At 58.9% G+C, this 22,470-nt stretch carries 21 protein-coding genes; 11 read left to right on the forward strand and 10 right to left on the reverse strand.

Annotated features, from left to right (window positions below; genetic code table 11):
• The first annotated feature begins 112 nt into the window (after window positions 1–112).
• Window positions 113–2,671 (forward strand): LuxR C-terminal-related transcriptional regulator, encoded by a 2,559-nt coding sequence (locus tag ACVBEG_RS04140; protein WP_322177989.1) that lies wholly within the window; start codon window positions 113–115, stop codon window positions 2,669–2,671.
• 9 nt (window positions 2,672–2,680) lie between these two features.
• Here ACVBEG_RS04140 and ACVBEG_RS04145 read toward each other — a convergent pair whose 3' ends face one another.
• Complete coding sequence (locus tag ACVBEG_RS04145) at window positions 2,681–3,484, reverse strand: SirB1 family protein (protein ID WP_323565621.1); 804 nt, start codon at window positions 3,482–3,484, stop codon at window positions 2,681–2,683.
• Window positions 3,485–3,723: 239 nt separating this feature from the next.
• Between ACVBEG_RS04145 and ACVBEG_RS04150 the strand changes: the two genes are divergently transcribed.
• The 4 genes from ACVBEG_RS04150 to ACVBEG_RS04165 all read left to right on the forward strand — a co-directional run bounded on the left by ACVBEG_RS04150 (window position 3,724) and on the right by ACVBEG_RS04165 (window position 8,032).
• Window positions 3,724–4,746 (forward strand): Leu/Phe/Val dehydrogenase, encoded by a 1,023-nt coding sequence (locus tag ACVBEG_RS04150; RefSeq protein WP_322278426.1) that lies wholly within the window; start codon window positions 3,724–3,726, stop codon window positions 4,744–4,746.
• Between the two features lie 88 nt (window positions 4,747–4,834).
• Complete coding sequence (gene pdhA / locus ACVBEG_RS04155; protein ID WP_322177992.1) at window positions 4,835–5,935, forward strand: pyruvate dehydrogenase (acetyl-transferring) E1 component subunit alpha; 1,101 nt, start codon at window positions 4,835–4,837, stop codon at window positions 5,933–5,935.
• Entirely contained in the window at window positions 5,925–6,911 is a 987-nt protein-coding gene (locus ACVBEG_RS04160) for an alpha-ketoacid dehydrogenase subunit beta (RefSeq protein WP_447107405.1), read from the forward strand. The genes pdhA and ACVBEG_RS04160 overlap by 11 nt, the downstream gene beginning before the upstream one ends.
• Window positions 6,912–6,922: 11 nt before the next feature.
• Window positions 6,923–8,032 (forward strand): dihydrolipoamide acetyltransferase family protein, encoded by a 1,110-nt coding sequence (locus tag ACVBEG_RS04165; RefSeq protein WP_447107406.1) that lies wholly within the window; start codon window positions 6,923–6,925, stop codon window positions 8,030–8,032.
• Between the two features lie 34 nt (window positions 8,033–8,066).
• Here the strand turns inward: ACVBEG_RS04165 and ACVBEG_RS04170 are convergent, their stop codons facing one another.
• A complete protein-coding gene (locus ACVBEG_RS04170) occupies window positions 8,067–8,330 on the reverse strand; it encodes a YebG family protein (RefSeq protein WP_322177995.1) in 264 nt (87 codons plus the stop codon).
• 364 nt (window positions 8,331–8,694) lie between these two features.
• On the opposite strand from ACVBEG_RS04170, the gene ACVBEG_RS04175 reads away from it, so the two are divergent.
• Window positions 8,695–9,183 carry a phosphate-starvation-inducible protein PsiE gene (locus ACVBEG_RS04175; RefSeq protein ID WP_322177996.1) on the forward strand — a complete coding sequence of 163 codons (489 nt, stop codon included), beginning with the start codon at window positions 8,695–8,697 and terminating at the stop codon, window positions 9,181–9,183.
• 63 nt (window positions 9,184–9,246) lie between these two features.
• On the opposite strand, the gene ACVBEG_RS04180 is transcribed toward ACVBEG_RS04175, so the two are convergent.
• The 3 genes from ACVBEG_RS04180 to ACVBEG_RS04190 form a co-directional block, all read right to left on the reverse strand.
• Entirely contained in the window at window positions 9,247–9,576 is a 330-nt protein-coding gene (locus ACVBEG_RS04180; RefSeq protein ID WP_219060889.1) for a DUF3509 domain-containing protein, read from the reverse strand.
• Between the two features lie 177 nt (window positions 9,577–9,753).
• A complete protein-coding gene (locus ACVBEG_RS04185; RefSeq protein ID WP_322177997.1) occupies window positions 9,754–10,185 on the reverse strand; it encodes an HPF/RaiA family ribosome-associated protein in 432 nt (143 codons plus the stop codon).
• A 243-nt stretch (window positions 10,186–10,428) separates the two neighbouring features.
• A complete protein-coding gene (locus ACVBEG_RS04190) occupies window positions 10,429–11,304 on the reverse strand; it encodes an AraC family transcriptional regulator (protein WP_322177998.1) in 876 nt (291 codons plus the stop codon).
• 134 nt (window positions 11,305–11,438) lie between these two features.
• Between ACVBEG_RS04190 and ACVBEG_RS04195 the strand changes: the two genes are divergently transcribed.
• Entirely contained in the window at window positions 11,439–12,353 is a 915-nt protein-coding gene (locus ACVBEG_RS04195) for a DMT family transporter (RefSeq protein ID WP_323565624.1), read from the forward strand.
• 4 nt (window positions 12,354–12,357) lie between these two features.
• Here ACVBEG_RS04195 and ACVBEG_RS04200 read toward each other — a convergent pair whose 3' ends face one another.
• Together ACVBEG_RS04200 and ACVBEG_RS04205 are read right to left on the reverse strand one after the other, a co-directional pair.
• Entirely contained in the window at window positions 12,358–13,332 is a 975-nt protein-coding gene (locus ACVBEG_RS04200; protein WP_322278431.1) for a 2-hydroxyacid dehydrogenase, read from the reverse strand.
• A gap of 111 nt (window positions 13,333–13,443) precedes the next feature.
• Window positions 13,444–14,391: a LysR family transcriptional regulator gene (locus ACVBEG_RS04205; protein WP_447107407.1), complete on the reverse strand. Its 948-nt coding sequence runs from the start codon at window positions 14,389–14,391 to the stop codon at window positions 13,444–13,446.
• A gap of 183 nt (window positions 14,392–14,574) precedes the next feature.
• Here ACVBEG_RS04205 and ACVBEG_RS04210 point away from each other — a divergent pair, with 183 nt between their 5' ends.
• The 4 genes from ACVBEG_RS04210 to ACVBEG_RS04225 are packed head-to-tail and all read left to right on the forward strand — an operon-like array spanning window position 14,575 to window position 19,368.
• Window positions 14,575–16,101, forward strand: a complete 1,527-nt coding sequence (locus ACVBEG_RS04210) for an efflux transporter outer membrane subunit (RefSeq protein ID WP_322178001.1) — start codon at window positions 14,575–14,577, stop codon at window positions 16,099–16,101.
• The gene (locus tag ACVBEG_RS04215) at window positions 16,098–18,293 is read left to right on the forward strand and encodes an FUSC family protein (RefSeq protein ID WP_322178002.1); all 2,196 of its coding nucleotides are present in this window, start codon (window positions 16,098–16,100) and stop codon (window positions 18,291–18,293) included. Before ACVBEG_RS04210 ends, ACVBEG_RS04215 begins: the two co-directional genes overlap by 4 nt.
• The gene (locus tag ACVBEG_RS04220; RefSeq protein ID WP_219060898.1) at window positions 18,283–18,483 is read left to right on the forward strand and encodes a DUF1656 domain-containing protein; all 201 of its coding nucleotides are present in this window, start codon (window positions 18,283–18,285) and stop codon (window positions 18,481–18,483) included. The genes ACVBEG_RS04215 and ACVBEG_RS04220 overlap by 11 nt, the downstream gene beginning before the upstream one ends.
• Window positions 18,484–18,507: 24 nt before the next feature.
• Window positions 18,508–19,368, forward strand: a complete 861-nt coding sequence (locus tag ACVBEG_RS04225; RefSeq protein WP_322178003.1) for an HlyD family secretion protein — start codon at window positions 18,508–18,510, stop codon at window positions 19,366–19,368.
• Between the two features lie 25 nt (window positions 19,369–19,393).
• On the opposite strand, the gene ACVBEG_RS04230 is transcribed toward ACVBEG_RS04225, so the two are convergent.
• From ACVBEG_RS04230 to ACVBEG_RS04240, 3 genes are all read right to left on the reverse strand, one after another.
• Window positions 19,394–20,215: an SDR family oxidoreductase gene (locus ACVBEG_RS04230; RefSeq protein ID WP_322178004.1), complete on the reverse strand. Its 822-nt coding sequence runs from the start codon at window positions 20,213–20,215 to the stop codon at window positions 19,394–19,396.
• Between the two features lie 18 nt (window positions 20,216–20,233).
• A complete protein-coding gene (locus tag ACVBEG_RS04235; protein WP_322178005.1) occupies window positions 20,234–20,698 on the reverse strand; it encodes a multidrug transporter in 465 nt (154 codons plus the stop codon).
• Between the two features lie 220 nt (window positions 20,699–20,918).
• A complete protein-coding gene (locus ACVBEG_RS04240) occupies window positions 20,919–22,373 on the reverse strand; it encodes a mannose-1-phosphate guanylyltransferase/mannose-6-phosphate isomerase (RefSeq protein ID WP_322178006.1) in 1,455 nt (484 codons plus the stop codon).
• Window positions 22,374–22,470: the final 97 nt, after the last annotated feature.

The raw sequence follows: 22,470 nt of genomic DNA on the forward strand, positions 1-22,470 counted from the left end.
CTGTGAGTGGCTTTTTTTATGGGGGATGATAAGCGCGCCAAATACTCCTACAGCAAGGTGTGACGAACGGCTTAGTGTGAGTGCGCAGGCAAGAATAACAAGGGACCATCCCATGACTGCCTTTACCGTTCATGCGGGGCGTGCGGACCACTGGCCGCGATTGTCTCCTCAGCACCTGACACGCAGCCGGTTGACCGCGCCTTTGCTGGCCTCGAGTGCACGGGTCAAGCTACTGTGCGCGCCAGCGGGCAGTGGTAAAAGTGCATTGCTCGGCGAGTGTCTCCGCCAGGCGCCTCAGGACTGTCTTGTCGGCTGGCTGCCGCTGGCTGGAGAAGCGCAAACGCCGGCCGGCTTCTGTGCGTTGCTGGCCACTGTTTTGGGCCTTGATGAGGCTGACGAGACCGGTGTTCTGAGTCAGTTGGCCCACCGGCAAACACCGTGCTGGATCGTGCTCGACGACTATTGTCGTGTCCCTGCGCCCGCGCTGGATCATTGTCTTGATCGCTTGCTGGCTGTCAGCAGCCCAGCGGTGACCTGGTGGATTAGCGGGCGCAGACGTCCTCTGTGTAACTGGCCACGTCTGCTGCTCAGCGGCGAATTGCTCGAACGCTATGGCCCGGCGCTGGCGTTCAATCAGGCAGAAATCGAACAGCTGTTGGCCCATGAGCCTGTCGTCTGGCCGCCCGAAGCCGCCGCTGCGATCTTTATCCAAAGTGCCGGTTGGTGCGTTGGCGTACGCGTTGCGTTGCTCAGCCCGAGCGACTGGTGCGTTTCCGAAGACTTCAGTGCTCTGCACCTCAACCGGCAACACCGTTCGACAACCTTGATCGATTACCTTGAGCACGAACTGTTCGCCGGGCTCGCCCCCGAATTGGCTGAGGCCTGGCGTGTGCTGGCGCATTTGCCGCGCTTCAATCCAGGTCTGTGCGAGCACCTGTTTGGGGCTGGCGAGGGTGGGCAATGGCTCAAGGCATTGCAGGACATGGGCAGCTTTATCGAACCTTGCGAGCACGACACCGATTGGTTGCAGGTATTTCCGCCGTTGGCCCAATGCCTGCACGATGAAGCATGGCCCGCGAGGCGCTCCTGGCATCGTCGTGCCTGCCAATGGTTCAGCGTAGAAAGGGATTGGCAATCGGCGATCGAACACGCCTTGCAGGCTGAACAGTACGAAATCGCTGTCAGTCTGCTGCAAAACGTTGACTTCTCCTACCTGTTGCAAGGGCAGAATGTGGCGTTGCTGCTGGACCTGCACGAACGCTTCGCCGACTTGATGCTGGGCACGCCGCACCTGATCAGCCTGACCAGTTCGGCGTTGGTGTACGCCGGCCGTTTTGACCAGGCCTGTGCGTGCCTGGAGCATCTGGCTCGTTTTTCGCCGCAACCCTCGGCCACTCAACAGCGTGAATTGATCGCCCTGTGGCAGGCACAGCAAGGCTGGCTTCAGCATCTTTGGGGTAAGGCGGACCTCGCTGTCGGGCATCTGCAGGACGCCTGTCGGGAGCTGTCGCAAAGCATGTGGCAAGTTCGGGTGATGTGCCTGTCCGGGCTGACGCAACAGGCGCTGCTCAATGGCCAGTTCGATCAAGCGCTGGCGCATAATCGTACCGCGCTGTGTCTGGCCCGGGGCGAGGGTTCTCTGCTGTTGGAAGCCTTGCTCGAACTCGATCATGCGCAATTGCTGGAACAGCGCGGGGCATTACAGCGCAGTGAGAGCACGCTGGAGAAAATGCACGATTTGCTGTTGATTCAGCACGCTCCCGCAGGCCCGTTGCTGGGCCGGATTGCGTTGCGCCGGGGGCGTCTGGCCCTGCGCCAAGGCCAGGATCAGCAAGCGAAGCTGCATTACCGGAGCGGCCTAGAGCAATGTTTGCGCAGCAAAGACAAACTGGCGTTGTTCGGTTTTTTGGGATTGGCGACGTTGGACGCCAATCAGGGCGACTACGCACGGGCATTCGTCTGGCTGCGCGATGCCGAGCGCGTGATGCAACAAAACCATATCCCGGAATATTTTTGGCGAGGCGTGCTGCTGCAAGTCAGCAGTCACTTCTGGCTGCAACAAGGTCGTGCGGGCCTGGTACAAGAGGCTCTGGCCAGGGTTCTGCGTCACCTCCGGCGTCATCCGGCAAAACATGCGCCGCCAGCCACGCTGGAATTGATTCCGAGTATCGAATACCTGCTGGTGCTGGCCGAAGTCTATCTGCATCAGGCCGAACAGCCATTGCAACGCTTGCACATCCTGCAGCGGAAGGCCCATCAAGAAGGCATGCACAGCCTTGAGACCGAACTTTATCTGGCCATGGCAGAGGTGGCGTTTTTGCAAGCCGATGTGCAAACCGCGCATGCCTGTCTGGCTGAGGGCCTGGCACTGATAGGTCGCTTCAATTTGCAGCAACCGTTACGCGAACTGAGGCTGCGTCAGCCGACACTGTTGCGCGAGTTGGGGGTGGAAGACGACCTGATTGCCGCCGCCGACAATCCCCTCAGCCAGCGTGAACTCGAAGTACTTAAGCTGATCGCCCACGGCAGCTCTAATCTGCAAATCGCCGAGCAGTTGTTCATTTCTCTGCACACGGTGAAAACCCATGCCCGGCGCATCCATAGCAAACTGGGGGTCGAACGCCGCACACAGGCGGTGGCGAAGGCCAAAGCGTTGGGGTTGATGGCCTGAGTTGGGCGGCTAGTGAAACGCGCTGTTGGGTGGCAAATGGCTCAACCGTTCAGTCAGACGCAAGCGCTGAATCGGATCGTCGCTGAGTAACAACGCATGTTCGAGGTCGAAGCGCTCAGCCTGCGGGCATTCGAGTGACTGGTACAGGCTGGCACGGGCGAGGTGATCGCTGGTGGTCGCCTGGCCCAGTTCCACGACCCGGTCAGCGTCCTTGAGCGACGCCAGGAAATCATCATTTAGTTGATGCAGGTGCCGCAGGTTGCGAGACAAGCGTTGCACCATGGCCATGTCGGTCGCGCGAACCATGTGCCCGGACTGGAGCTGCATGTCCGGGCCGAATTGGCGGGCCAGCAGTTCGCGGCAATCCTTAGGGTAAAGCCTGCGTCCTCCGCAGGGATCGAGGAGGTGATCTGCACCCGGCATACGCAGCAGAAAATGCCCCGGAAAGTTGACACCCTCCAGCGGGATTTCCAGACGCCTGGCCAGCTCCAGCGCAATGATCGCCAGCCCCAAGGGTTGTCCACGGCGGCGCTGCAAAATGTTGTGCAGCAACGCCGACTGGGGTTTTGGATGACTCCAGTCGTCCTGCTGAAACCCCAACGTGTTCAGCTGACGCAGCAAGGGTTGCGCCAATTCCCCCGCCGGTAACAATGGCAGGGCCGCACTGATCTGGCGCTTCAGGTCCTCGATATTCTGAAGCGCTTGTTCTGGCAAAAACTCCGGATCGTGTTCGGCCGACACCCACAAAGCCGCTTCAAAAACTGAAGGCGGCGTGCGTTGCAGGCAGGCAATGCAAGCTTGACGTGGGGTCATCGACCTCTCCGGTGGATCAGGCGTGTGGAGTCATACGTCGGACTGTTCATCTGACTTCACATGCCTTGTTTTAGCCCCAGCAGTCGATTTCGTCCAGTACCGTCGCTGCCGCCGAGTCAGGGGCTCGAGTGTTATGCCCTGGAGCCGATCCGTGCGGGTTTGCTTATGCTTGAGCGATCAGTCGCTTTTTTTTTCAGCGCCTATACTCGCAGTAGAAAAAAGAACCGGGAGCAATACCGATGTTCGCTCTCATGCAAAGCTCAAACGTTGAAACGTTACACTTCATCGTGGATCCAGAAACCGGGCTCAAGGCGGTGATCGCGATTCACAGCAGCAAAAAAGGCCCAGCCCTCGGCGGGTGTCGTTACCTTGCCTATGTGGATGAGGAAAGCGCCATTGAGGATGCTATTCGTCTGGCGCAAAACATGAGTTATAAAGCGGTGCTGGCCGGGTTACCTTTTGGCGGCGGTAAAGCAGTGATCATGCGTCCGGCGCATGTTCCCAATCGTGCCGCGCTGTTCGAATCCTTCGGCCGCTTTATCGAAACCCTGGACGGTCGGTACATCACCGCTGTCGACAGCGGCACCTCCAGCGCCGACATGGATTGCATCGCCCAGTGCACCCAACATGTCACCAGCACCACCGAAGCGGGTGATCCTTCGCCACACACGGCCATGGGCGTGTTCGCCGGTATTCGTACCACGGCGCTGGCGCGACTGGGCAGCGACAATCTTGAAGGCCTGCGGGTGGCGATTCAGGGGCTCGGGCATGTCGGTTATGCCTTGGCCGAACAGCTGCATGCGGCAGGCGCTGAACTGCTGGTCAGCGATTTGGACAGCGGCAAGGTGCAATTGGCCATGGAACAACTGGGCGCACATCCCATTGCGTGCGAAGCGTTGCTCAGCACACCGTGCGACATCCTTGCGCCTTGTGGGCTGGGCGCCATTCTCAATAGTCATAGCGTCGCTCAACTGCGTTGCGCAGCGGTGGCTGGCGCGGCCAATAATCAGCTGAGTAGCTTGCAGGTTGCGGATAATCTGGAAAACCGGGGCATTCTTTATGCGCCGGATTATGTGATCAACTCCGGCGGCCTGATCTATGTCGCCCTGCAGCATCAGGGGGAATCACTGGGTACCATCACCGCACATCTGTCGCGAATCGGACTACGATTAACTGAGGTTTTTGCCCACGCCCAAGCGGAGAAGCGCTCCCCTGCGCGCGTCGCCGATATGTTGGCAGAACGCCTGCTGAACGTCGGCTAGCACCTACCCGGTGTCACCCGACAAGACCTTGCCGTCACACGCGGCGAGACGGGTCGCCACGCGTACTGTCGCGTGTTGGGAGGGTGCCGTGTCCTATAACAAAATCAATGTTGCTTACACTCGCTATCTCACCCCTGAAGGTGGCCTGGTCGGCGAACTTCCGCGCTGGGCGGATGACTTCAACCTGCTGACCCAGCTCTATAAGCAAATGGTATTGACCCGCCTGTTCGACCAGAAAGTCGTCGCGCTGCAACGCACCGGGCGCATTGGCACCTACGCGCCGACTCTTGGTCAGGAAGCCATCGGGGTCGCCATTGGTAGCCTGATGCAACCTGACGATGTATTGGTCCCCTACTACCGCGACACAGCCGTGCAACTATTGCGCGGCGTGCGTATGGAAGAAATTCTCCTGTATTGGGGCGGAGATGAACGTGGCAGTCACTATGCCGAACCGGCCGTAGCCCAGGACTTTCCGGTGAACATCCCGATTGCAACCCAGGCCTTGCATGCCTGCGGTGTCGCCACGGCGTTCAAAATTCGTGGCGAGCATAGGGTGGTGGTGACCACCTGCGGCGACGGTGCAACCAGCAAGGGTGATTTCCTCGAAGCGCTCAACGTCGCGGGCACCTGGCAACTGCCTGTGGTGTTCGTGATCAATAACAATCAGTGGGCGATTTCTGTGCCCCGACGCATCCAGTGCGGCGCGCCGACGCTGGCGCAAAAAGCCATCGGCGCCGGTTTTCAGGGTGAGCAGGTCGATGGCAACGACATGCTGGCGGTCTACGACAGGGTGCAGAACGCTCTGGCGCGCGCCCGCAAAGGCAAAGGTCCGGTGCTGCTGGAGTGCCTGAGTTATCGCCTCGGCGACCACACCACTGCGGATGACGCCACTCGTTACCGCTCGGCTGAAGAGGTCAAGCACGCCTGGCTGGAAGAGCCGGTCAAACGCCTGCAATCGTTCATGGTGAGCCAGAATGTCTGGGATGAAGGCCGTGAGCGGGCACTGATCAGTGAATGCCAGGCGTTGGTGCAGAAGGCGGTGGATGCCTTCGACCACGCTGGCACTCAAGCGCCTGAGTCGGTAATTGATCACGTCTACGCCAAATGGCCGGAGGCCCTGGCTGAGCAGCGCGAATGGTTCCTTGAACGGGCGATGCGTCGTGCCGGGAGTGACGCTCATGGCGAATGAAAAAGTCACGCTGCTGGAAGCGGTCAATCTGGCGCTGCATCGGGCCATGGTCGAGGACGAAAATGTGGTGATCCTGGGTGAAGACGTTGGTGTTAACGGTGGGGTGTTCCGCGCCACTCAAGGTTTACGCGACAGCTTCGGTTTCAAGCGGGTCATCGATTCGCCGCTGGCTGAAACCATGCTGGGTGGCCTGGTGATCGGCATGGCGGCGCAGGGGTTGAAACCGGTGGTGGAAATCCAGTTCATGGGTTTCATCTATGCCGCCATGGAGCAACTGGTGTCCCACGCCAGCCGCCTGCGCAATCGCACGCGGGGTCGCTTGAGTTGCCCGATGGTAATGCGCACTCCAATGGGTGCCGGGATTCGCGCACCCGAGCATCACAGCGAAAGCACCGAAGCGTTGTTCGCGCATATTCCCGGCTTGCGCGTGATCATCCCTTCTTCGCCAGCACGGGCCTATGGTTTGCTGCTGGCGGCCATTGATGACCCTGATCCGGTGATCTTCCTCGAGCCGACGCGACTCTACCGGATGAACCCGCAACCGTTGGTGGACGACGGCAAACGACTGCCGCTGGACACCTGTTTCACCCTGCGTGAAGGCGGCGACATCACCCTGGTCAGCTGGGGTGCCAGTGTGCTCGAGACCCTGCAAGCAGCCAGCGTGCTGGCGGAGCGAGGTGTGTCGGCCGAAGTGATCGATGTCGCCTGCGTCAAGCCACTGGACCTCGACACGCTGGAAGCTTCGGTGCGTAAAACAGGACGTTGTGTGATCGTCCACGAAGCGCCGCGTTCGTGTGGCGTTGGGGCGGAAATCGCGGCCAGCCTCTATGAACGGGTATTCCTCGATTTGCAGGCGCCGATCCAGCGGGTCACCGCGCCAGACATCCCGCCGCCGCTGTATCGGCTGGAGCATCTGTACATCCCCGGCGTTGCGGACATCCTTCACGCGTGTGACAACGCCTTGAATTTCGCCTGAGGAGACCCGCTATGAAGTATTTCAAAATACCGGACCTGGGCGAAGGTTTACAGGAAGCCGAGATTGTCCGATGGCACGTCGCGGCCGGTGAAACGGTCAAGACCGATCAGTTGCTCGTGTCGGTGGAAACCGCCAAAGCTATTGTTGATATTCCTGCGCCGTACGATGGCATCGTGGCGAAAACCTATGGCGGTGAGGGTGACATCCTGCACGTGGGTGAGCCGCTGATGGCGTATGAAGGGGAGGGTGATGCCGGCACGGTGGTTGGGCGTCTTGAAGGCGGTGGCAACAGTCAGGACGATCAGTTTTTTATTGGTGCGGCGCCGTCGACTCGCGAACACATGGCCTCCCGCGCCACGCCTGTGGTGCGCCAGTTGGCCCGACAGCTTGGCGTTGATCTCAGTGCCTTGAGTGGCTCTGGCCGCGATGGCTTGATCACCCGCGCCGATGTCGAAGGTGCGGCACAGGTGGAACGCGATAAATTTGGCGGGGAAAAACTGCACGGTGTGCGTCGCAGCATGGCGCTGAACATGGCCCGCTCCCACGCTGAAGTGGTGCCGGTGACGATTTTTGCTGACGCTGATTTGCACCGCTGGGGGCACGCCCGCGACCCCTTGATTCGTTTGGGCCAAGCTTTGGTGGCTGCGTGCAAGGTAGAGCCTGTACTCAACAGTGGGTTCGAGGGTAAATCCTTATCGATCAAGCAGCATGAAACGCTCGACCTGGGAATCGCTATTGATACGCCTGACGGCTTGTTCGTGCCGGTGTTGCGCAATGTTGGCAACCGTACAGCCGAGGATTTGAAAAAGGGCATGGACCGACTGCGGGCTGACGTCAAAGCGCGCTCGATTCCGCCCAAAGAAATGATGGGCGCCACCCTGACCCTGTCCAATTTCGGCACCTTGTTCGGGCGTTACGCCAATCCGGTGGTCATCCCGCCACAAGTGGCTATCCTCGGTGCTGGCGGCATTCGTGACGAGCCGGTTGCGGTAAACGGCAATGTGGTGGTGCATCCAATATTGCCGCTGTCATTGACCTTCGACCATCGCGCCGTGACCGGCGGCGAAGCGGCGCGGTTCTTCAAAGCGTTGGTGATAGCGCTGGAAAAACCGGAGGGGTGATTGACCGCGGCGTGCCGAACACACCGCATCAACGTCATTCTTCCAACGGCGCACTGAGCAGTTCGGACAGTGCGTCCGGCTGGTTCTTGAAGGCCTTGGCGAAAATATCACGATTTTTCGCCATGTAAATCCCGGCTTCTTCCACTTGTGACTCCGTCAACGACGGCACTGCTCTTTGCAATACTTCGGCGAGCAACTCGGCCAGCTCAAGCATTTTGTCATGACGATCAGCTTCGGCTTTATCCATGAACAAACGCTCCAGATCTCGGCTGCTGCGGTATACCACTTCGACGGCCATTCACCACCTCACATGCCTTTACGATAATGTGTCTTTAGCGACTACTGTATTTTTATACAGCTAAAAGCATAAGCGAACCGATTCGATTTGGATAGTGGCTTTTTTACCTCCCTGCGCATCGGGGGAGCGTTGAGATGTGTCTTGTGACAAAGAATCACGCTCTCAACCATAGACTTTGGCCCCGATTCTGCTTGGAAAGCTGCTACAAAATGCAGCACAACGGAAAATAGTCACGTAGGTACTGCATCATCCGATCGAGTTGCCCACAGCGGGTGTCGGGATCTGTTTCAAGAGCAGGCCCACCGATGATTCATACGGACAGGGTTAGTCGTTTTTTAACATTGAAAGGTCAGGGGTAAGAATCATGGAAACCAAATGGGCGGAAAAGCTCCGCGAAAACCTGCATTCCCGAGCGGAGTCATTCGGCAATCTCTGCGTCGAAGGCTTCCATTTCATGGCGCTGTTCGCGATTGGTGGGATCACTGCCTGGGCTTCTGTGGTTGCTTTTTTGGGGATGGTCGAGAAGGGAAACGTCACGGTCGATGACATCTTGTTGCTGTTCATTTACCTGGAATTAGGGGCGATGACAGGGATTTATTTCAAGACCAATCACATGCCCGTGCGGTTTCTGATTTACGTCGCCATCACGGCACTCACCCGATTGTTGATTTCGGATGTGTCGCACCATGCGCCACCGGATCTGGGTGTGGTTTATCTCTCGGGCGCCATTCTCTTGCTCGCCTTTTCGATTCTGGTCGTGCGATATGCTTCGTCGCAGTTCCCGTCAGCAAAAATCCCTGATCCGCACAGCACTGTAAAAGGTGCCGTGATTGAAGAGAAAGGGGAGATTTGACCGGTAAGTTGGCCTGTACGGGGCTGGGTTCAGTCCGGGCACATGACCCAGGCCCGCTCGCGTCTACACGCTGATCCTCAAATGGGGTTGATTGCTCAGCCAGTCTTTGCGCGGCACGTGCAGTTGATTGAGGTTATCGCCGTCGGTCATTGCGGTGAGAATCTTCATGGCGCTGTGGCCTTGCTCGATGGCAATGCCGAATTGCACGCTTTCAATCAGGCGGCGCATACGTTTGGGTTCATTGCGCTGTGCGGCACTGATGAGGCGTTTGGCGACGACACCCGTTTCATTGGACAAGGTCAGCATGATGCTGCCCTCAAGGCTCTGAATGCTCAGGTTGACCCGGTATTGGGGCTGAAAGGCGTCAGTGATGAGTTGAAAAGGGTTGTCCATGGCCTGTTACCTAGTCAAGAAGTCTCCCTAAGTTGACCTGCGGTGGATGGATTAAGTTCGCGAAGCCAGATCAATCCGACGCCTTGACGAAGAAGGGCGGGCCTGTTTGCACAGGCCCGCCCTTCTTTAAGTGATTGCTCCAATAGCTAGGGTATTGAAATCAATCATGCTGCCGGATTAGCCGTGCAACACCTCATCCTTTTCGAGTTCTTTTTCCAAAAACTCTTCCTGAAGCAGGGCGTCCGGGTTTTCTGCTCCCTCTTCCAGATCACCTTCTGCTACTGGCGCACCGGCACGTTTGTCGCGCAATTTACCGAACAAATGCTCAAGGGCATGCTCGAGTTTTTCCGCCGCGCCTTCCACAGCCCGATCCAGCGTATCGGCTTTGTGGGTAACTGAAATCGGTTGGTGTCCTTTTGGACGAGCTTCCATCTGGCAGCGTTTGTCATGCGGGCCTGGCTTCTCGCCATTTTCGTCGCGGAGATGGACTTCGACGCGAGTCAGGTCTTCTTCGTAGCGTTCGAGCGTGCTCTCAACGGTGGTACGTACCCACTCCTCCAGTCGGATGCTGTTTTCGATGTGGTTATCGCAATTGACCTGGATTTGCATAGATTTTCCCTTACTTAGGCTTGCTCGTATGAGAACTGACGGTTTCGCTCGGGGAGTTCAAACCATTTGCCTCTCACCTCCAGTGTTGGCGCCGATGAGGAAACAATTCAAGCCCTTTGTGCACAGAAATATTTTGATGTGGGAAAAACCAGGGGTGGCAGGCCGGGACTCGAGCGTCAGCGACGGGCTTTGGCGCAAGGTCCGTACTGATTTTATGTAGGCGCTGCCGAAAGCGTTGATCCGTTACCGGGCAAACGCCAACCGATATTCCCCCGGCGTCGCGCCCATTGCCTGGCGAAATCGATTATTGAAGTGACTCGCGCTGGCAAAGCCGCACGCCATGGCAATATCGCCGAACGCTTGGTTGCCGGTACGCAGCAGGTGCCGGGCATGGGTCAGGCGGCGGGCGAGCAGGTATTGATGGGGCGGCAGACCGAAGCTTTCGCGGAACATGCGGGCGAAGTGGTATTCGGACAGCGCGCATTGCCCCGCCAGTAGCCCAAGGCTGATGGGGGCTGACAGGTGGTTCTCGATGTAGTCCACCAACTGCCGCCGCAGGTGCGGAGCCAGGCCGCCTTTGAGGCGCAGACCTTCGCGCTGGCCAACCTGGCTGAGCAGGGCATGGCTGAGCATGTCGTGGGCCAGGCTGCTGGTCAGCAGGCGCTCGCCGGGTTCGCTCCAGTTGAGCTGGATCAACCGGCGAAAACGCTGCACTTGTTCGGGGTCGTCGATGAAGGTGCTTTCGCGCAGTTGCAGCTCGCGGGGCTCACGGTCCAGCAGGGTGATGCAGCCCAGCGCGAATTGCTCGGGGCTGATGTACAGGTGTGCAAGACGGATCTCGCCATTGATCACCCACGCGGACTCATGTCCGGCGGGCAACACACATAACTTGCCCGGTCCGCCCTTGTCGTTGGGTCGCTCGCGGCGAAAGGTCCCGGTGCCACCCGCGATATAGCAGGACAGCGTGTGGTGGCTCGGCGCCTGGTACTCCTGCGCATCATGCCGGTTGTTCCAGAGGGCCGCGACCATGCCGTCACCCAGCCCCGCGCTTTGTTCCAGACGAGCGTTGGGCGAGCTGTTCAGGGCTTGAAAGACTTGGATGGTTTCCAGTGGTGGCATAACTGATTCTCTCCGATTCGCATCCTACTCCGTAGCGCCCGCGCTGCCAGCCTCCACTCGATTAAATGCGCAAGATTGTGCAAGTCGGCGCTAATGCAAAGCGCCAGACTGAGGCTTCAATCAGGAGCCCGACGATGAACCTCTCGCTTTATCTACTCACCGTTTTGATCTGGGGCACGACCTGGATCGCTCTGAAACTACAGCTCGGCGTCGTGGCAATTCCGGTGTCGATTGTCTATCGCTTCGGCTTCGCTGCCCTGGTGTTGTTCGTGATGCTGCTGTTGAGCGGGCGTCTGCAAAAGGTCAATCGGCGCGGGCAACTCATTTGTCTTGCGCAGGGCCTGTGCCTGTTCTGCGTCAACTTCATGTGCTTCTACACGGCCAGTCAGTGGATCCCAAGCGGCTTGATCGCCGTGGTGTTCTCCACCTCGACGCTGTGGAACGCACTGAATGCCCGGATTTTTTTCCGCCAGAAAGTCGCGCGCAATGTGCTCGCCGGGGGGGCGTTGGGACTGATCGGTCTGGCGTGTCTGTTCTGGCCTGAACTGTCCGGGCGTACGGCCAGTCACGAAACCTTGCTCGGTCTGGGCCTGGCCCTGCTCGGTACGCTGTGCTTCTCCGCCGGTAATCTGTTGTCCAGCCTGCAACAAAAAGCCGGCTTGCGCCCCCTGACCACCAATGCCTGGGGGATGTTCTACGGTGCGGCGATGCTCAGTGTGTATTGTCTACTCAGCGGTACGCCCTTCAGCTTCGAATGGAACACGCGCTACATCGGCTCGCTGGTGTATCTGGTGATTGCCGGCTCGGTCATCGGCTTTACCGCTTACTTGACCCTGGTCGGACGCATGGGACCGGAACGCGCGGCGTATTGCACCGTGCTATTCCCGGTGGTCGCGCTGAATATCTCGGCGTTCGTCGAAGGCTACCAATGGACACTGCCCGCGTTGATGGGGCTGGTGTTGGTGATGCTGGGGAATGTGCTGGTGTTTCGTAAGCCAAAGCAGCCTGCCGTTAACCCTGCCAATAGCGGCAACGGCAAGCTGGTTTAAAGATTTAGCCCTTCCACACCTGCGGATTGACCAGATCCTGCGGTCGCTCACCCAGCAACGCACTGCGCAAATTGGCGTAGGCGCGATCGGCCATGGCCTGGCGCGTCTCGTGGGTGGCGGAACCGATGTGCGGCAGGGTGACTGCGTTGCTCAACTGGAACAGCGGTGATTCGGCCAGCGGTTCTTTTTCGTACACATCCAGACCCGCGCCACGAATAGTGCCCTGCTGCAGGGCTTCGATCAGCGCGGGTTCGTCGACCACCGGGCCGCGAGAGATGTTGATCAGGAGCGCACTGGGCTTCATCAGCGCCAGTTCGCGGGTGCTGATCAGGTGTTTGGTCTTTTCGCTCAATGGCACCACGAGGCAAACGAAGTCGGACTCGGCCAGCAGTTGATCGAGGCTGCGGTACTGCGCGCCCATTTCCTGTTCCAGCGAGGTCTTGCGACTATTGCCGCTGTACAGGATTGGCATGTTGAAACCGAAATGGCCACGACGTGCGATGGCCGCGCCGATGTTGCCCATGCCGACGATACCCAGGGTCTTGCCATGCACGTCGGTGCCGAAATGCGAGGCTTCGACCGTGCGTTTCCATTGGCCAGCCTTGGTCCAGGCGTCCAGTTCGGCAACGCGTCGGGCGCTGCTCATGAGCAGGGCGAAGGCCAGGTCAGCGGTGCTTTCGGTCAACACATCCGGGGTGTTGGTGAGCATGATGCCGCGCTCGTTGAAATAGCCCAGCTCGTAATTGTCGTAGCCCACCGAAATGCTCGACACCACTTCCAGCCTGGTGGCACTTTGCAGTTGTTCGCGGCCCAGCGTGCGGCCCGCGCCGATCAGGCCGTGGGCGTGCGGCAGCGCGTCGTTGAACTGCGCGTTCATATCGCCAAGCTTGGGGTTGGGTACGATCACGTTGAAATCTTGCTGCAGGCGCTCGGCCATTTCAGGGGACACGCGGCTGAAGGCAAGTACGGTCTTTTTCATCAGGCAGATACTCTCGGACGTTCGAATGGTCAGTGCGTAGCACGCTAACATTCTTGCCCGTCCCTGGGCATCTGGTTCTTTCGAGGGGATTCTTCTGCCGAGCGGAACAGGTCAGACGATGTTCATCAAGTCGTGGGTTTTCAAGTCGGCTTCATGTGCGGCCAGAATCTCTGGCAGTGAGCCGCGCAGGTATTCGACCCACGTCCTGATCTTCGCATCCAGGTACTGACGCGACGGGTAGATGGCGTACAGGTTCAGTTCCTGCGAGCGGTAGTTGGGCAGGACCCGTACCAGCGTGCCGTTGCGCAAACCTTCGATGGCGGAGTAAATCGGCAGAATCCCCACCCCCATGCCACTGCAGATCGCGGTTTTCATGGCGTCGGCCGAATTGACCAGGAAGGGCGAGGTGACGATGGTGACCATCTCCTGACCTTCAGGACCATCAAACAACCACTTCTCCAGCGGAATCACCGGGCTGACCAGGCGCAAGCAGGCGTGGTTGAGCAGGTCTTGGGGCCTTTGCGCAGCACCGAAGGCTTTGACGTAGGCCGGCGAGGCACAAACGATGCTGTAGGTGATCCCCAGGCGTTGGGAAACGAAACCCGAATCCGGCAGCTCGCTGGCCAGGACGATGGAGACGTCGTAACCCTCGTTGAGCAGGTCAGGCGCGCGGTTGGCCATGGTCAGGTCGAAGGTCACGTCCGGGTGATGCTTGCGATAACGGGCGATGGCATCGATAACGTAATGCTGGCCGACGCCGGTCATCGAATGGACTTTCAGCTGTCCGGCCGGGCGAGCGTGAGCGTCACTGGCTTCAGCTTCGGCTTCTTCGACATACCCGAGGATTTGTTCACAGCGCAGCAGGTAGCGTTTGCCTGCTTCGGTGAGGGCAATCCGTCGAGTGGTGCGATTGAGCAGTCGGGTTTGCAGGTGCGCTTCAAGATTTGAGACTGCACGCGATACGTTGGCGGTGGTGGTATCGAGCTGTACTGCTGCTGCAGTAAAGCTTCCCGCTTGCGCCACGCAACTGAAAGCGCGCATGTTTTGCAGGGTATCCATTGGCAGTTCTCTGGTGAGATTGGCAAAGTGTGACATGAAGTAACAGTTGCGTGTGAGTCAGACCAATGGATTATCGCGCGTTTGGTAACAAAGAATCACACTTCCCTCGGCTTATCGCCGCCCGGACTGCCGCCTAGAATCGTTGTCTTCACGCTATTTCACCTAAGTCGGGAATTCGCAGCTGTGCCGCGTCGCATGATCAGAGGGCTTAAGCTCCTCAGTGTTTTGTCTTTATCCCTGGCAATAGGCGGCTGCATCGGGACTTGGGGGATTGCCCCTCAAGACCACTCCTTGCCGGCCAACACCCTGGCCACGGACGAAGCTATCCAAAATGCTGCCAAAGATGCTCATTGGCCCGCTGCCCAGTGGTGGCGAGCCTACAGTGATGAGCAACTTGACCGCTGGATCGAGCTTGCCGCCCAAGGCAGCCCGAGCCTTGCGATGGCCGCCGCCCGCGTACGTCAGGCCAAGGCCATGGCCGGTATCGCCGAGTCCGCCGAGTCGGTGCATGTCAATGGCGACTCTACCCTCAAACGTCATAACTGGCCTACCGACCAGTTCTACGGTCCAGGCGCGTTGGCCAATACCAGCACGTGGGACAACAATGCCTCGCTGGGCCTGAGTTACTCCCTCGACCTGTGGGGCCGGGAAAGTAATACCACCGAACAGGCGCTTGATCTGGCGCACATGACTGCCGCCGAATCACGCCTGGCGCAACTCGAACTGCAGAACAACATCGTCCGTGCCTATATTCAGCTGTCGTTGAATTACGCGCAGCGCGACATTGTTGAAGCGACGCTGGCCCAACAGCAGCAGATCCTCGATCTGGCGCAACGACGCCTGAGCGGTGGGATCGGCACTCATTTCGAAGTCAGCCAGGCCGAAACACCGCTGCCGGAAACCCATCGGCAAATCGATGCGCTGGACGAGGCTATCGACCTGAGTCGCAATCAGCTCGCGGCGTTGGCAGGTAAGGGCCCAGGGGAGGGCGCGAAGTTACAGCGGCCAACCCTGTCATTGCAGGCCGCATTGAAACTGCCATCGGCATTGCCCGCTGAACTGCTCGGGCAGCGCCCGGACGTGGTCGCCAGCCGCTGGAGAGTCGCGGCCCAGGCGCGCGGCATCGATGTCGCGCATGCCGGCTTTTACCCTAACGTCGATCTGGTCGGCAGCCTCGGCTTCATGGCTACTGGCGGCGGCATGCTGTCGTTCCTCTCCGGCAATAAATTCAACTACAGCGTCGGCCCGGCGATTACGTTGCCGATCTTCGACGGCGGGCGTTTGCGTGCAGAGTTGGGTGAAGCGTCGGCCGGGTATGATGTGGCCGTTGCGCAGTACAACCAGACACTGATCAATGCGCTCAAAGATATCTCCGACCAATTGATCCGCCGCGCCTCGATGGACAAGCAACAAGTGTTCACCGCTGAGTCGGTGGCGTCGGCGCAGAAGACGTATGACATCGCGTTGGTTGCCTATAAGCGCGGTCTGACCGATTATCTGAATGTGCTTAACGCCCAGACCTTATTGTTTCACCAGCAGGAAATTCAGCAGCAGGTTCAGGCTGCCCGCCTGACCGCTCACGCCGCGTTGGTGGTTGCGCTGGGTGGTGGCTTGTCGGCAGGTGCCGATTCGCCCGACGAGAAGAAAACCGCGCCCAGCAAACCTCCGGCGGCCCTTGAAGCGCTGGATCACATGATGAGTCGACCATGACCCCTCTGTATGCTCCCGTGCGTTGGCTGGGCTCGTTGGAATGGCGTCGCGGTTTTTTTGAGTGGGCGCGCAGCGATGGCGTGACCTGGGTCTATATCTTCAAGGTGCTGTTCGCCGCGTTCTTGACCTTGTGGCTGGCCATGCGTCTGGAGTTGCCGCAGCCCCGCACCGCGATGATCACTGTGTTCATTGTGATGCAGCGGCAGAACGGGCAAGTCCTGGCCAAAAGTTTTTACCGCTTCCTGGGGACGTTGACCGGTTCGGCGGTGATGGTCGCCCTGATCGCCTTGTTCGCTCAGGACACTGAGTTGTTTCTAGTCAGCCTGGCGATCTGGGTGGGCATTTGTTCGGCCGGCGCCGCGCGTAACCGAAACTTCCGGGCCTATGGGTTTGTTCTGGCCGGTTATACCGCTGCCATGGTCGGCCTGCCTGCCCTGGCACACCCGGATGGCGCGTTCATGGCGGCCATGTGGCGGGTGTTGGAAATTTCCCTGGGCATCCTGTGCTCGACCCTGGTCAGTGTCGCGATCTTGCCGCAAACCGCCAGTGCTGCGATGCGTAACGCGCTGTACCTGCGTTTTGGCGTGTTTGCCGGGTTCGTGGCTCATGGTTTGCGGGTGGGTAATGAATCGGGCGCATTCGAGGCCGGTAACGTGCGTTTTATCGCCGAAGCGATTGGTCTGGAAGGGTTGCGCAGTGTCACCGTGTTCGAAGACCCGCATATGCGCCGACGCAACGGCCGGCTCAATCGCCTGAACAGTGAGTTCATGGCCATCACCACGCGCTTCAATGCCTTGCACCAACTGCTTGAGCGCTTGCGCAGTCGAGAAGCGGTTCAGGTGATCAGCGCCATTGAACCGGGGTTGATGGCACTCGCCGATTTGCTTGAAGCTTTCTCCGGGCGGCCTTTGACCGATGCCGACGCGGCGCGATTGGCCGAGCGATTGGCGGCGTTTAAAGAGGGGCTGCCGGAGCGGGTGCGAAGTCTGCGTGCGGCGCTGGTCGAGACTCAACCTGCCGACGCGGACCTGCTGGATTTCCACACCGCCTATGAGCTGCTGTATCGGTTTGTCGATGACATGCACGGATACGCCCAGACTCATGCCTCGCTGGCCGATCACAACCATGTCCGTGAACAGTGGGATGAACCGTTTACCTCACAGACGAACTGGATGGCCGCTCTCGCCGCCGGTGTTCGAGCCTCGTTCGTCCTTTTGGTGCTGGGCAGCTATTGGGTTGCCACCGCATGGCCGAGTGGTTCCATCATGACCTTGGTCGCCGCCGCCACCATCGGCCTTTCAGCCTCGTCGGCGAACCCCAAGCGCATGGCCTTTCAGATGGCTTGCGGCACGTTTCTGGGAGCCATATTAGGCTTTATCGAAATGTTTTTCGTGTACCCGTTCATCGATGGCTTCCCCTTGTTGTGCCTGGTGCTTGCCCCGGTGTTGGTGCTCGGCTCGTTCCTCTCCTCGCGGCCGCAATTGGCGGGCTATGGCTTGGGATTGTTGATTTTTTTCAGCACCGGCTCGGTGCCTGACAACCTGACGATCTACAACCCTTACGGGTTCATCAATGACTACATCGGGATGGTGCTCGGCATGCTGGTCTGCGCAGCGGCGGGTGCAATTATTTTGCCGCCCAACAGCCGTTGGATGTGGAGCCGGCTTGAACAGGACTTGCGTCAGCAGGTGTTGTACGCCATCAGCGCGCCGTTGCGCGGTTTAGGGTCGAGCTTCGAAAGTCGTACCCGTGACCTGCTGCATCAAGCTTACGGCCTGGCGGCGGGGCAACCGGAGGTTCAACGCAATCTGTTGCGCTGGATGTTCGTGGTGCTTGAGGTCGGTCACGCCATCATCGAATTACGTCGTGAACAGTCAATCATGCCGGTGCACCCGTGCTATGCCGAGTCACAGTCCTGGCGTCTGGCGATCCGGGTGATGGGACGCTCGCTCATCCGCTTGTTTCTGCAGCCCAACCACAGCAACCTGGAACGTGCCCTGATCGCCGTCGATCATGCGATCAGTCGAGTGCAGGCCACTGATGAGCCCTTTGCCCGGCACTTCGACACGTCGGTATTGCGGCGCGTCCAGAGTTACTTGCACTTTATCCGCACTTCGCTGCTTGATCCGCAATCTCCCCTGGCCGCGTATGCCCCGTTACGCAAGCCGCAAGGACTGATCCATGCCTCGTGAAATCGCCTTCCACGGCGTCTATATGCCGACCATGACCTTGATGTTCCTGATCGCGGCAGTCATTGCCTGGACCTTGGGTCGGCTCTTGTCCGAACTCGATCTGTATCGGTTTTTCTGGCATCCGGCGCTGCTGCGTCTGTGCGTGTTTACCTGCATCTTTGGCGCTCTGGCGCTCACCGTTTACCGTTGATGCACTTTTTTTGAGAAACCCTGGATGAAAAAGCTCTTCAGTCTGATTGCTACCTTGCTGGTTCTGGCTCTGGCCCTGTGGATCGGTCGTACCCTGTGGATTAATTACATGGACACACCCTGGACCCGCGATGGTCGGGTGCGCGCCGATGTGATCAACGTCGCTGCCGATGTCTCCGGTGTGGTGGTGGATGTGCCGGTGCGCGACAACCAACTGGTGAAGAAGGGCGATGTGCTGATGCTGATCGATCCAGAGCATTACGAGATTGCCGTCAAACAGGCGCAGGCGTTGGTGGCTTCACGCAAGGCCACGTGGGAAATGCGCAAGCTGAATGCCAAGCGTCGCGCGGACATGGACAGCCTGGTGATTTCCAGCGAAAGCCGTGACGATGCGAGCAATATCGCCAGCTCGACGCTGGCCGACTATGAGCTTGCTCAGGCGCAACTGGACGCCGCCGAGCTCAACCTCAAACGCACCAAGGTGCTGTCTGCGGTAGATGGCTACGTCACCAACCTCAACGTGCACCGTGGCGACTATGCGCGGATCGGCGAAGCAAAAATGGCCGTGGTCGACAAGAACTCGTTCTGGGTGTACGGCTACTTTGAAGAGAACAAACTGCCGCATGTTCGCGTCGGTGATCCGGCCGACATGCAGTTGATGAGCGGCGAAGTGCTGAAGGGCCACGTCGAAAGCATCGCCCGTGGCATCTATGACCGGGACAACCCGCAAAGCCGCGAACTGACCGCCGACGTCAACCCGACCTTCAACTGGGTGCGCCTGGCCCAGCGTGTACCCGTGCGCATCCACCTGGACCAGGTGCCAGAGGGTGTGGTGTTGGCGGCAGGGATTACCTGCACCGTGATCGTGAATCCAGAGGACCATTGATCATCAGCGGTGATGGATGCAGTGCCTACAATGTGCCACGCAATCCAAAGCGCTTTTTCAACGCGTAGTCCAACACGCCTTTAGGCAGCAGCCACGCCATCAGCGGCATGGCCCTGCTGCCATTACCCAACCGCAGCAAGCGCGGAGGGTTGTCTTGCGACACGGCCTTGAGCAGGTCGCGGGCGAAGTCGGCTGCGGGGGTCGGGTTACCTTGTGACGCGTTGGCCCGGGCGCGAATAGCGTCACGCAGCGGCCACCAGGGTGAGGACTCACCGATCAACTGTTCGGCTTCGCGGCTGGCGTTGCTGGCAAAGCTGGAGGCGATGGCGCCAGGCTGCACTTCCATCAGTTTGATGCCGAACGGTGCCAGCTCCAGACGCAGGGCATCGCTGAGCGCATGCACGGCGGCTTTAGATGCGCAATAAGCGCCTGCAAACGGCGTGACCAGCACCCCCGAAACACTGCCGATATTCACTACCAGCCCTTTGCTGCGGCGCAATAACGGAAACAGCGCACGCGTGACGCCGACCACCGCGAACACATTGGTGTCGAACTGTCGGCGCATAGCCTCCACGCCACCATCGAGCAACGGCCCCATGGCGCCGTAACCGGCATTATTGATCAGCACATCAAGGCCGCCTTGTTGCTCAAGCTGTCCCGCCAATCGCTCAAGCGCCGCGCTGTCGTTGACGTCCAGTTCCACCGCGATGAACCCGGCAGCCTGCAATGCAGCGACATCTTCGGTTTTGCGGGCGGTGGCCCAGACTTGATAGCCAGCGGCTTTGAAGGCTTCCGCCAGTGCGCGGCCAATGCCGCTGGAACAACCGGTGATAAGGGCGATGGGCATGTATTTTCCTTAAAGGACCTAGTCCGAGAAACTGCCTTGTAAGTGCTCGGCACGAAACTCCACGGTTTGCGCGCGGTAACCCGGACGCAGCGGCGGCAGGGGTAAGCAGTCTTGCCAATCGCCACCGGCCTGCAATTCGCCAGGGCCGCGATAGCGAGGTGCCGCGTAGACGTTATCGGCCAGGTTGACCGTGTCCCCCGGCATATAAGCCGCAACACGCCACTGCAGGGAGAGCAGCGGCACGTCATTGCCATTGTGTAACTGGATCTGTAACGGACGGTCAGGCGGGCATTGTTGCGGCAAATAAGTCAATCGCAACTCCAGATGCTCCAACCGTCGCGTTTCGCGGCTGTCCTGCCATACCACCCATGCCGCCACGCTCCCCAAACCCAACACCGCCGCCAATGACACCGGCAACGCCTTGGCGGGGTAACGCAAGAGCAGAATCAGCCACGTTAGAATGAGCGCAATGCCGATCAGCATGGGGGGATACCTTGGTCACACAGATGTGGGCATCGTAGCGTTAGCTTCAGGCTTTGTATTGCGGCACTGACGCCTTTGCGAATGAATTCGCTCCTGCGCAGCCACAAATGTCACTGACTGAAGGCGATGTGACTGACATGAAAAAGCCCCCGTAACCCCTCTGCGGATGGGAAATACGCAGAGGGGTTACGAAGGCCAGAGTGTTACGGTTTAAACCGTATCAGCGTGCGATGGTTTTGGTCTTTATGCCCATTTCCACCACGTTATTGGAACGCCCGTAGACGTCTTCGAAACGTTCAATGTCGTCTTCGCCCAAGTAGCTGCCGGACTGGACTTCAATGATTTCCAACGGGATCTTGCCTGGGTTTCTCAAGCGATGGACCGAGGCAATCGGGATGTAGGTGGATTGGTTTTCGGTCAGCAGGAACACGTTTTCATCGCAGGTCACTTCGGCAGTGCCGGAGACGACGATCCAGTGTTCGGCGCGGTGGTGGTGCATTTGCAGGGACAGGCAAGCGCCCGGTTTAACCGAGATGTGCTTGACTTGGAACCGGCCACCCATGTCCACCGAGTCGTAGGAACCCCAAGGTCGGTAAACCTCACAGTGGTTCTGGGTTTCGCTACGGCCCTGTTCGTTGAGGGTGTTGACCATCTGCTTGACGCCCTGAACTTTGTCTTTGTGGGCAATCATCATCGCGTCTTTGGTTTCGACCACGACGATATTGTCCAGGCCAATGACCGAGACCAGTTTGCCGTTGCCATGGATCATGCAGTTGCGGCTGTCTTGGATCACCACATCGCCTTTGGCCACGTTGCCGTGGGCGTCTTTTTCCTGCACGTCCCACAGCGATGACCAGCAGCCGACATCATTCCAGCCAGCGGTGAGCGGAACCACGCAGGCGCGCTGGGTTTTTTCCATCACGGCGTAGTCGATGGAGTTGTCCGGGCAGCAGGCGAAGGTGGCGGCATCAATGTCGATGTTGTCGCCGTCGTGAATGCTGCGTTCGAGGGCCAGCATGCAGGTGTCGTAGATGTCCGTGTCGTGCTTTTTCAGCTCTTCGAGGTAACGGCTGGCACGAAACAGGAACATGCCGCTGTTCCAGAAATAACCGCCAGCGTTGACGAACTCGGTGGCGCGCTTTTCGTCAGGTTTTTCGACGAAGTGCGAGACGCGGCTCACACCCTCGGGCAGTAGCACATCGTGGGTCGACTTGATGTAGCCATAACCGGTTTCAGGTTTGGTCGCCGGTACGCCGAACAGCACCATTTCGCCGCGTTCGGCCGCGACGGTGGCCAGGGCGAGGGCGCGTTGCAGGGCTTTTTGATCGTCGATGACGTGGTCGGCCGGGAGCACCAACATCAGTTCATCACGGCCATCGCTGAGCAGCATCATCGCGGTGATTGCGACGGCCGGTGCGGTGTTGCGGCCGAAGGGCTCCAGCAAGATGGCCTGGGTCTCTAGCTTCAAGGTGTCCAGTTGCTCTGTAACGATGAAGCGGTGGTCCTTGTTGCAGACCACGATAGGGTCCTGCATGCCGTCGAACTTCAGGCGTTCGAGGGTTTGCTGGAACAGGGTGTGCTCACCGGTCAAGGCCAGGAACTGTTTAGGGAACTGTTTGCGCGAAAGCGGCCAGAGTCGTGAGCCGCTACCACCTGACAAGATTACTGGAATCATTTTACTTCTCCAAAAGTCTTCAAAAAGGCTGTACGTCGTTTTCTGTCGTTTCAGTCTTGTTTTTGTTCCGTGACAACCGGTCCTCTCCTGACTACGG

This window comes from Pseudomonas sp. GG8, from assembly GCF_052976945.1.

Coding starts and splice junctions, on each gene's coding strand:
- ACVBEG_RS04140 (WP_322177989.1), top strand. CDS start 113: ATGACTGCCTTTACCGTTCATGCGGGGCGTGCGGACCACTGGCCGCGA.
- ACVBEG_RS04145 (WP_323565621.1), bottom strand. CDS start 3,484: ATGACCCCACGTCAAGCTTGCATTGCCTGCCTGCAACGCACGCCGCCT.
- ACVBEG_RS04150 (WP_322278426.1), top strand. CDS start 3,724: ATGTTCGCTCTCATGCAAAGCTCAAACGTTGAAACGTTACACTTCATC.
- ACVBEG_RS04160 (WP_447107405.1), top strand. CDS start 5,925: ATGGCGAATGAAAAAGTCACGCTGCTGGAAGCGGTCAATCTGGCGCTG.
- ACVBEG_RS04165 (WP_447107406.1), top strand. CDS start 6,923: ATGAAGTATTTCAAAATACCGGACCTGGGCGAAGGTTTACAGGAAGCC.
- ACVBEG_RS04170 (WP_322177995.1), bottom strand. CDS start 8,330: ATGGCCGTCGAAGTGGTATACCGCAGCAGCCGAGATCTGGAGCGTTTG.
- ACVBEG_RS04175 (WP_322177996.1), top strand. CDS start 8,695: ATGGAAACCAAATGGGCGGAAAAGCTCCGCGAAAACCTGCATTCCCGA.
- ACVBEG_RS04180 (WP_219060889.1), bottom strand. CDS start 9,576: ATGGACAACCCTTTTCAACTCATCACTGACGCCTTTCAGCCCCAATAC.
- ACVBEG_RS04185 (WP_322177997.1), bottom strand. CDS start 10,185: ATGCAAATCCAGGTCAATTGCGATAACCACATCGAAAACAGCATCCGA.
- ACVBEG_RS04190 (WP_322177998.1), bottom strand. CDS start 11,304: ATGCCACCACTGGAAACCATCCAAGTCTTTCAAGCCCTGAACAGCTCG.
- ACVBEG_RS04195 (WP_323565624.1), top strand. CDS start 11,439: ATGAACCTCTCGCTTTATCTACTCACCGTTTTGATCTGGGGCACGACC.
- ACVBEG_RS04200 (WP_322278431.1), bottom strand. CDS start 13,332: ATGAAAAAGACCGTACTTGCCTTCAGCCGCGTGTCCCCTGAAATGGCC.
- ACVBEG_RS04205 (WP_447107407.1), bottom strand. CDS start 14,391: ATGGATACCCTGCAAAACATGCGCGCTTTCAGTTGCGTGGCGCAAGCG.
- ACVBEG_RS04215 (WP_322178002.1), top strand. CDS start 16,098: ATGACCCCTCTGTATGCTCCCGTGCGTTGGCTGGGCTCGTTGGAATGG.
- ACVBEG_RS04220 (WP_219060898.1), top strand. CDS start 18,283: ATGCCTCGTGAAATCGCCTTCCACGGCGTCTATATGCCGACCATGACC.
- ACVBEG_RS04225 (WP_322178003.1), top strand. CDS start 18,508: ATGAAAAAGCTCTTCAGTCTGATTGCTACCTTGCTGGTTCTGGCTCTG.
- ACVBEG_RS04230 (WP_322178004.1), bottom strand. CDS start 20,215: ATGCCCATCGCCCTTATCACCGGTTGTTCCAGCGGCATTGGCCGCGCA.
- ACVBEG_RS04235 (WP_322178005.1), bottom strand. CDS start 20,698: ATGCTGATCGGCATTGCGCTCATTCTAACGTGGCTGATTCTGCTCTTG.
- ACVBEG_RS04240 (WP_322178006.1), bottom strand. CDS start 22,373: ATGATTCCAGTAATCTTGTCAGGTGGTAGCGGCTCACGACTCTGGCCG.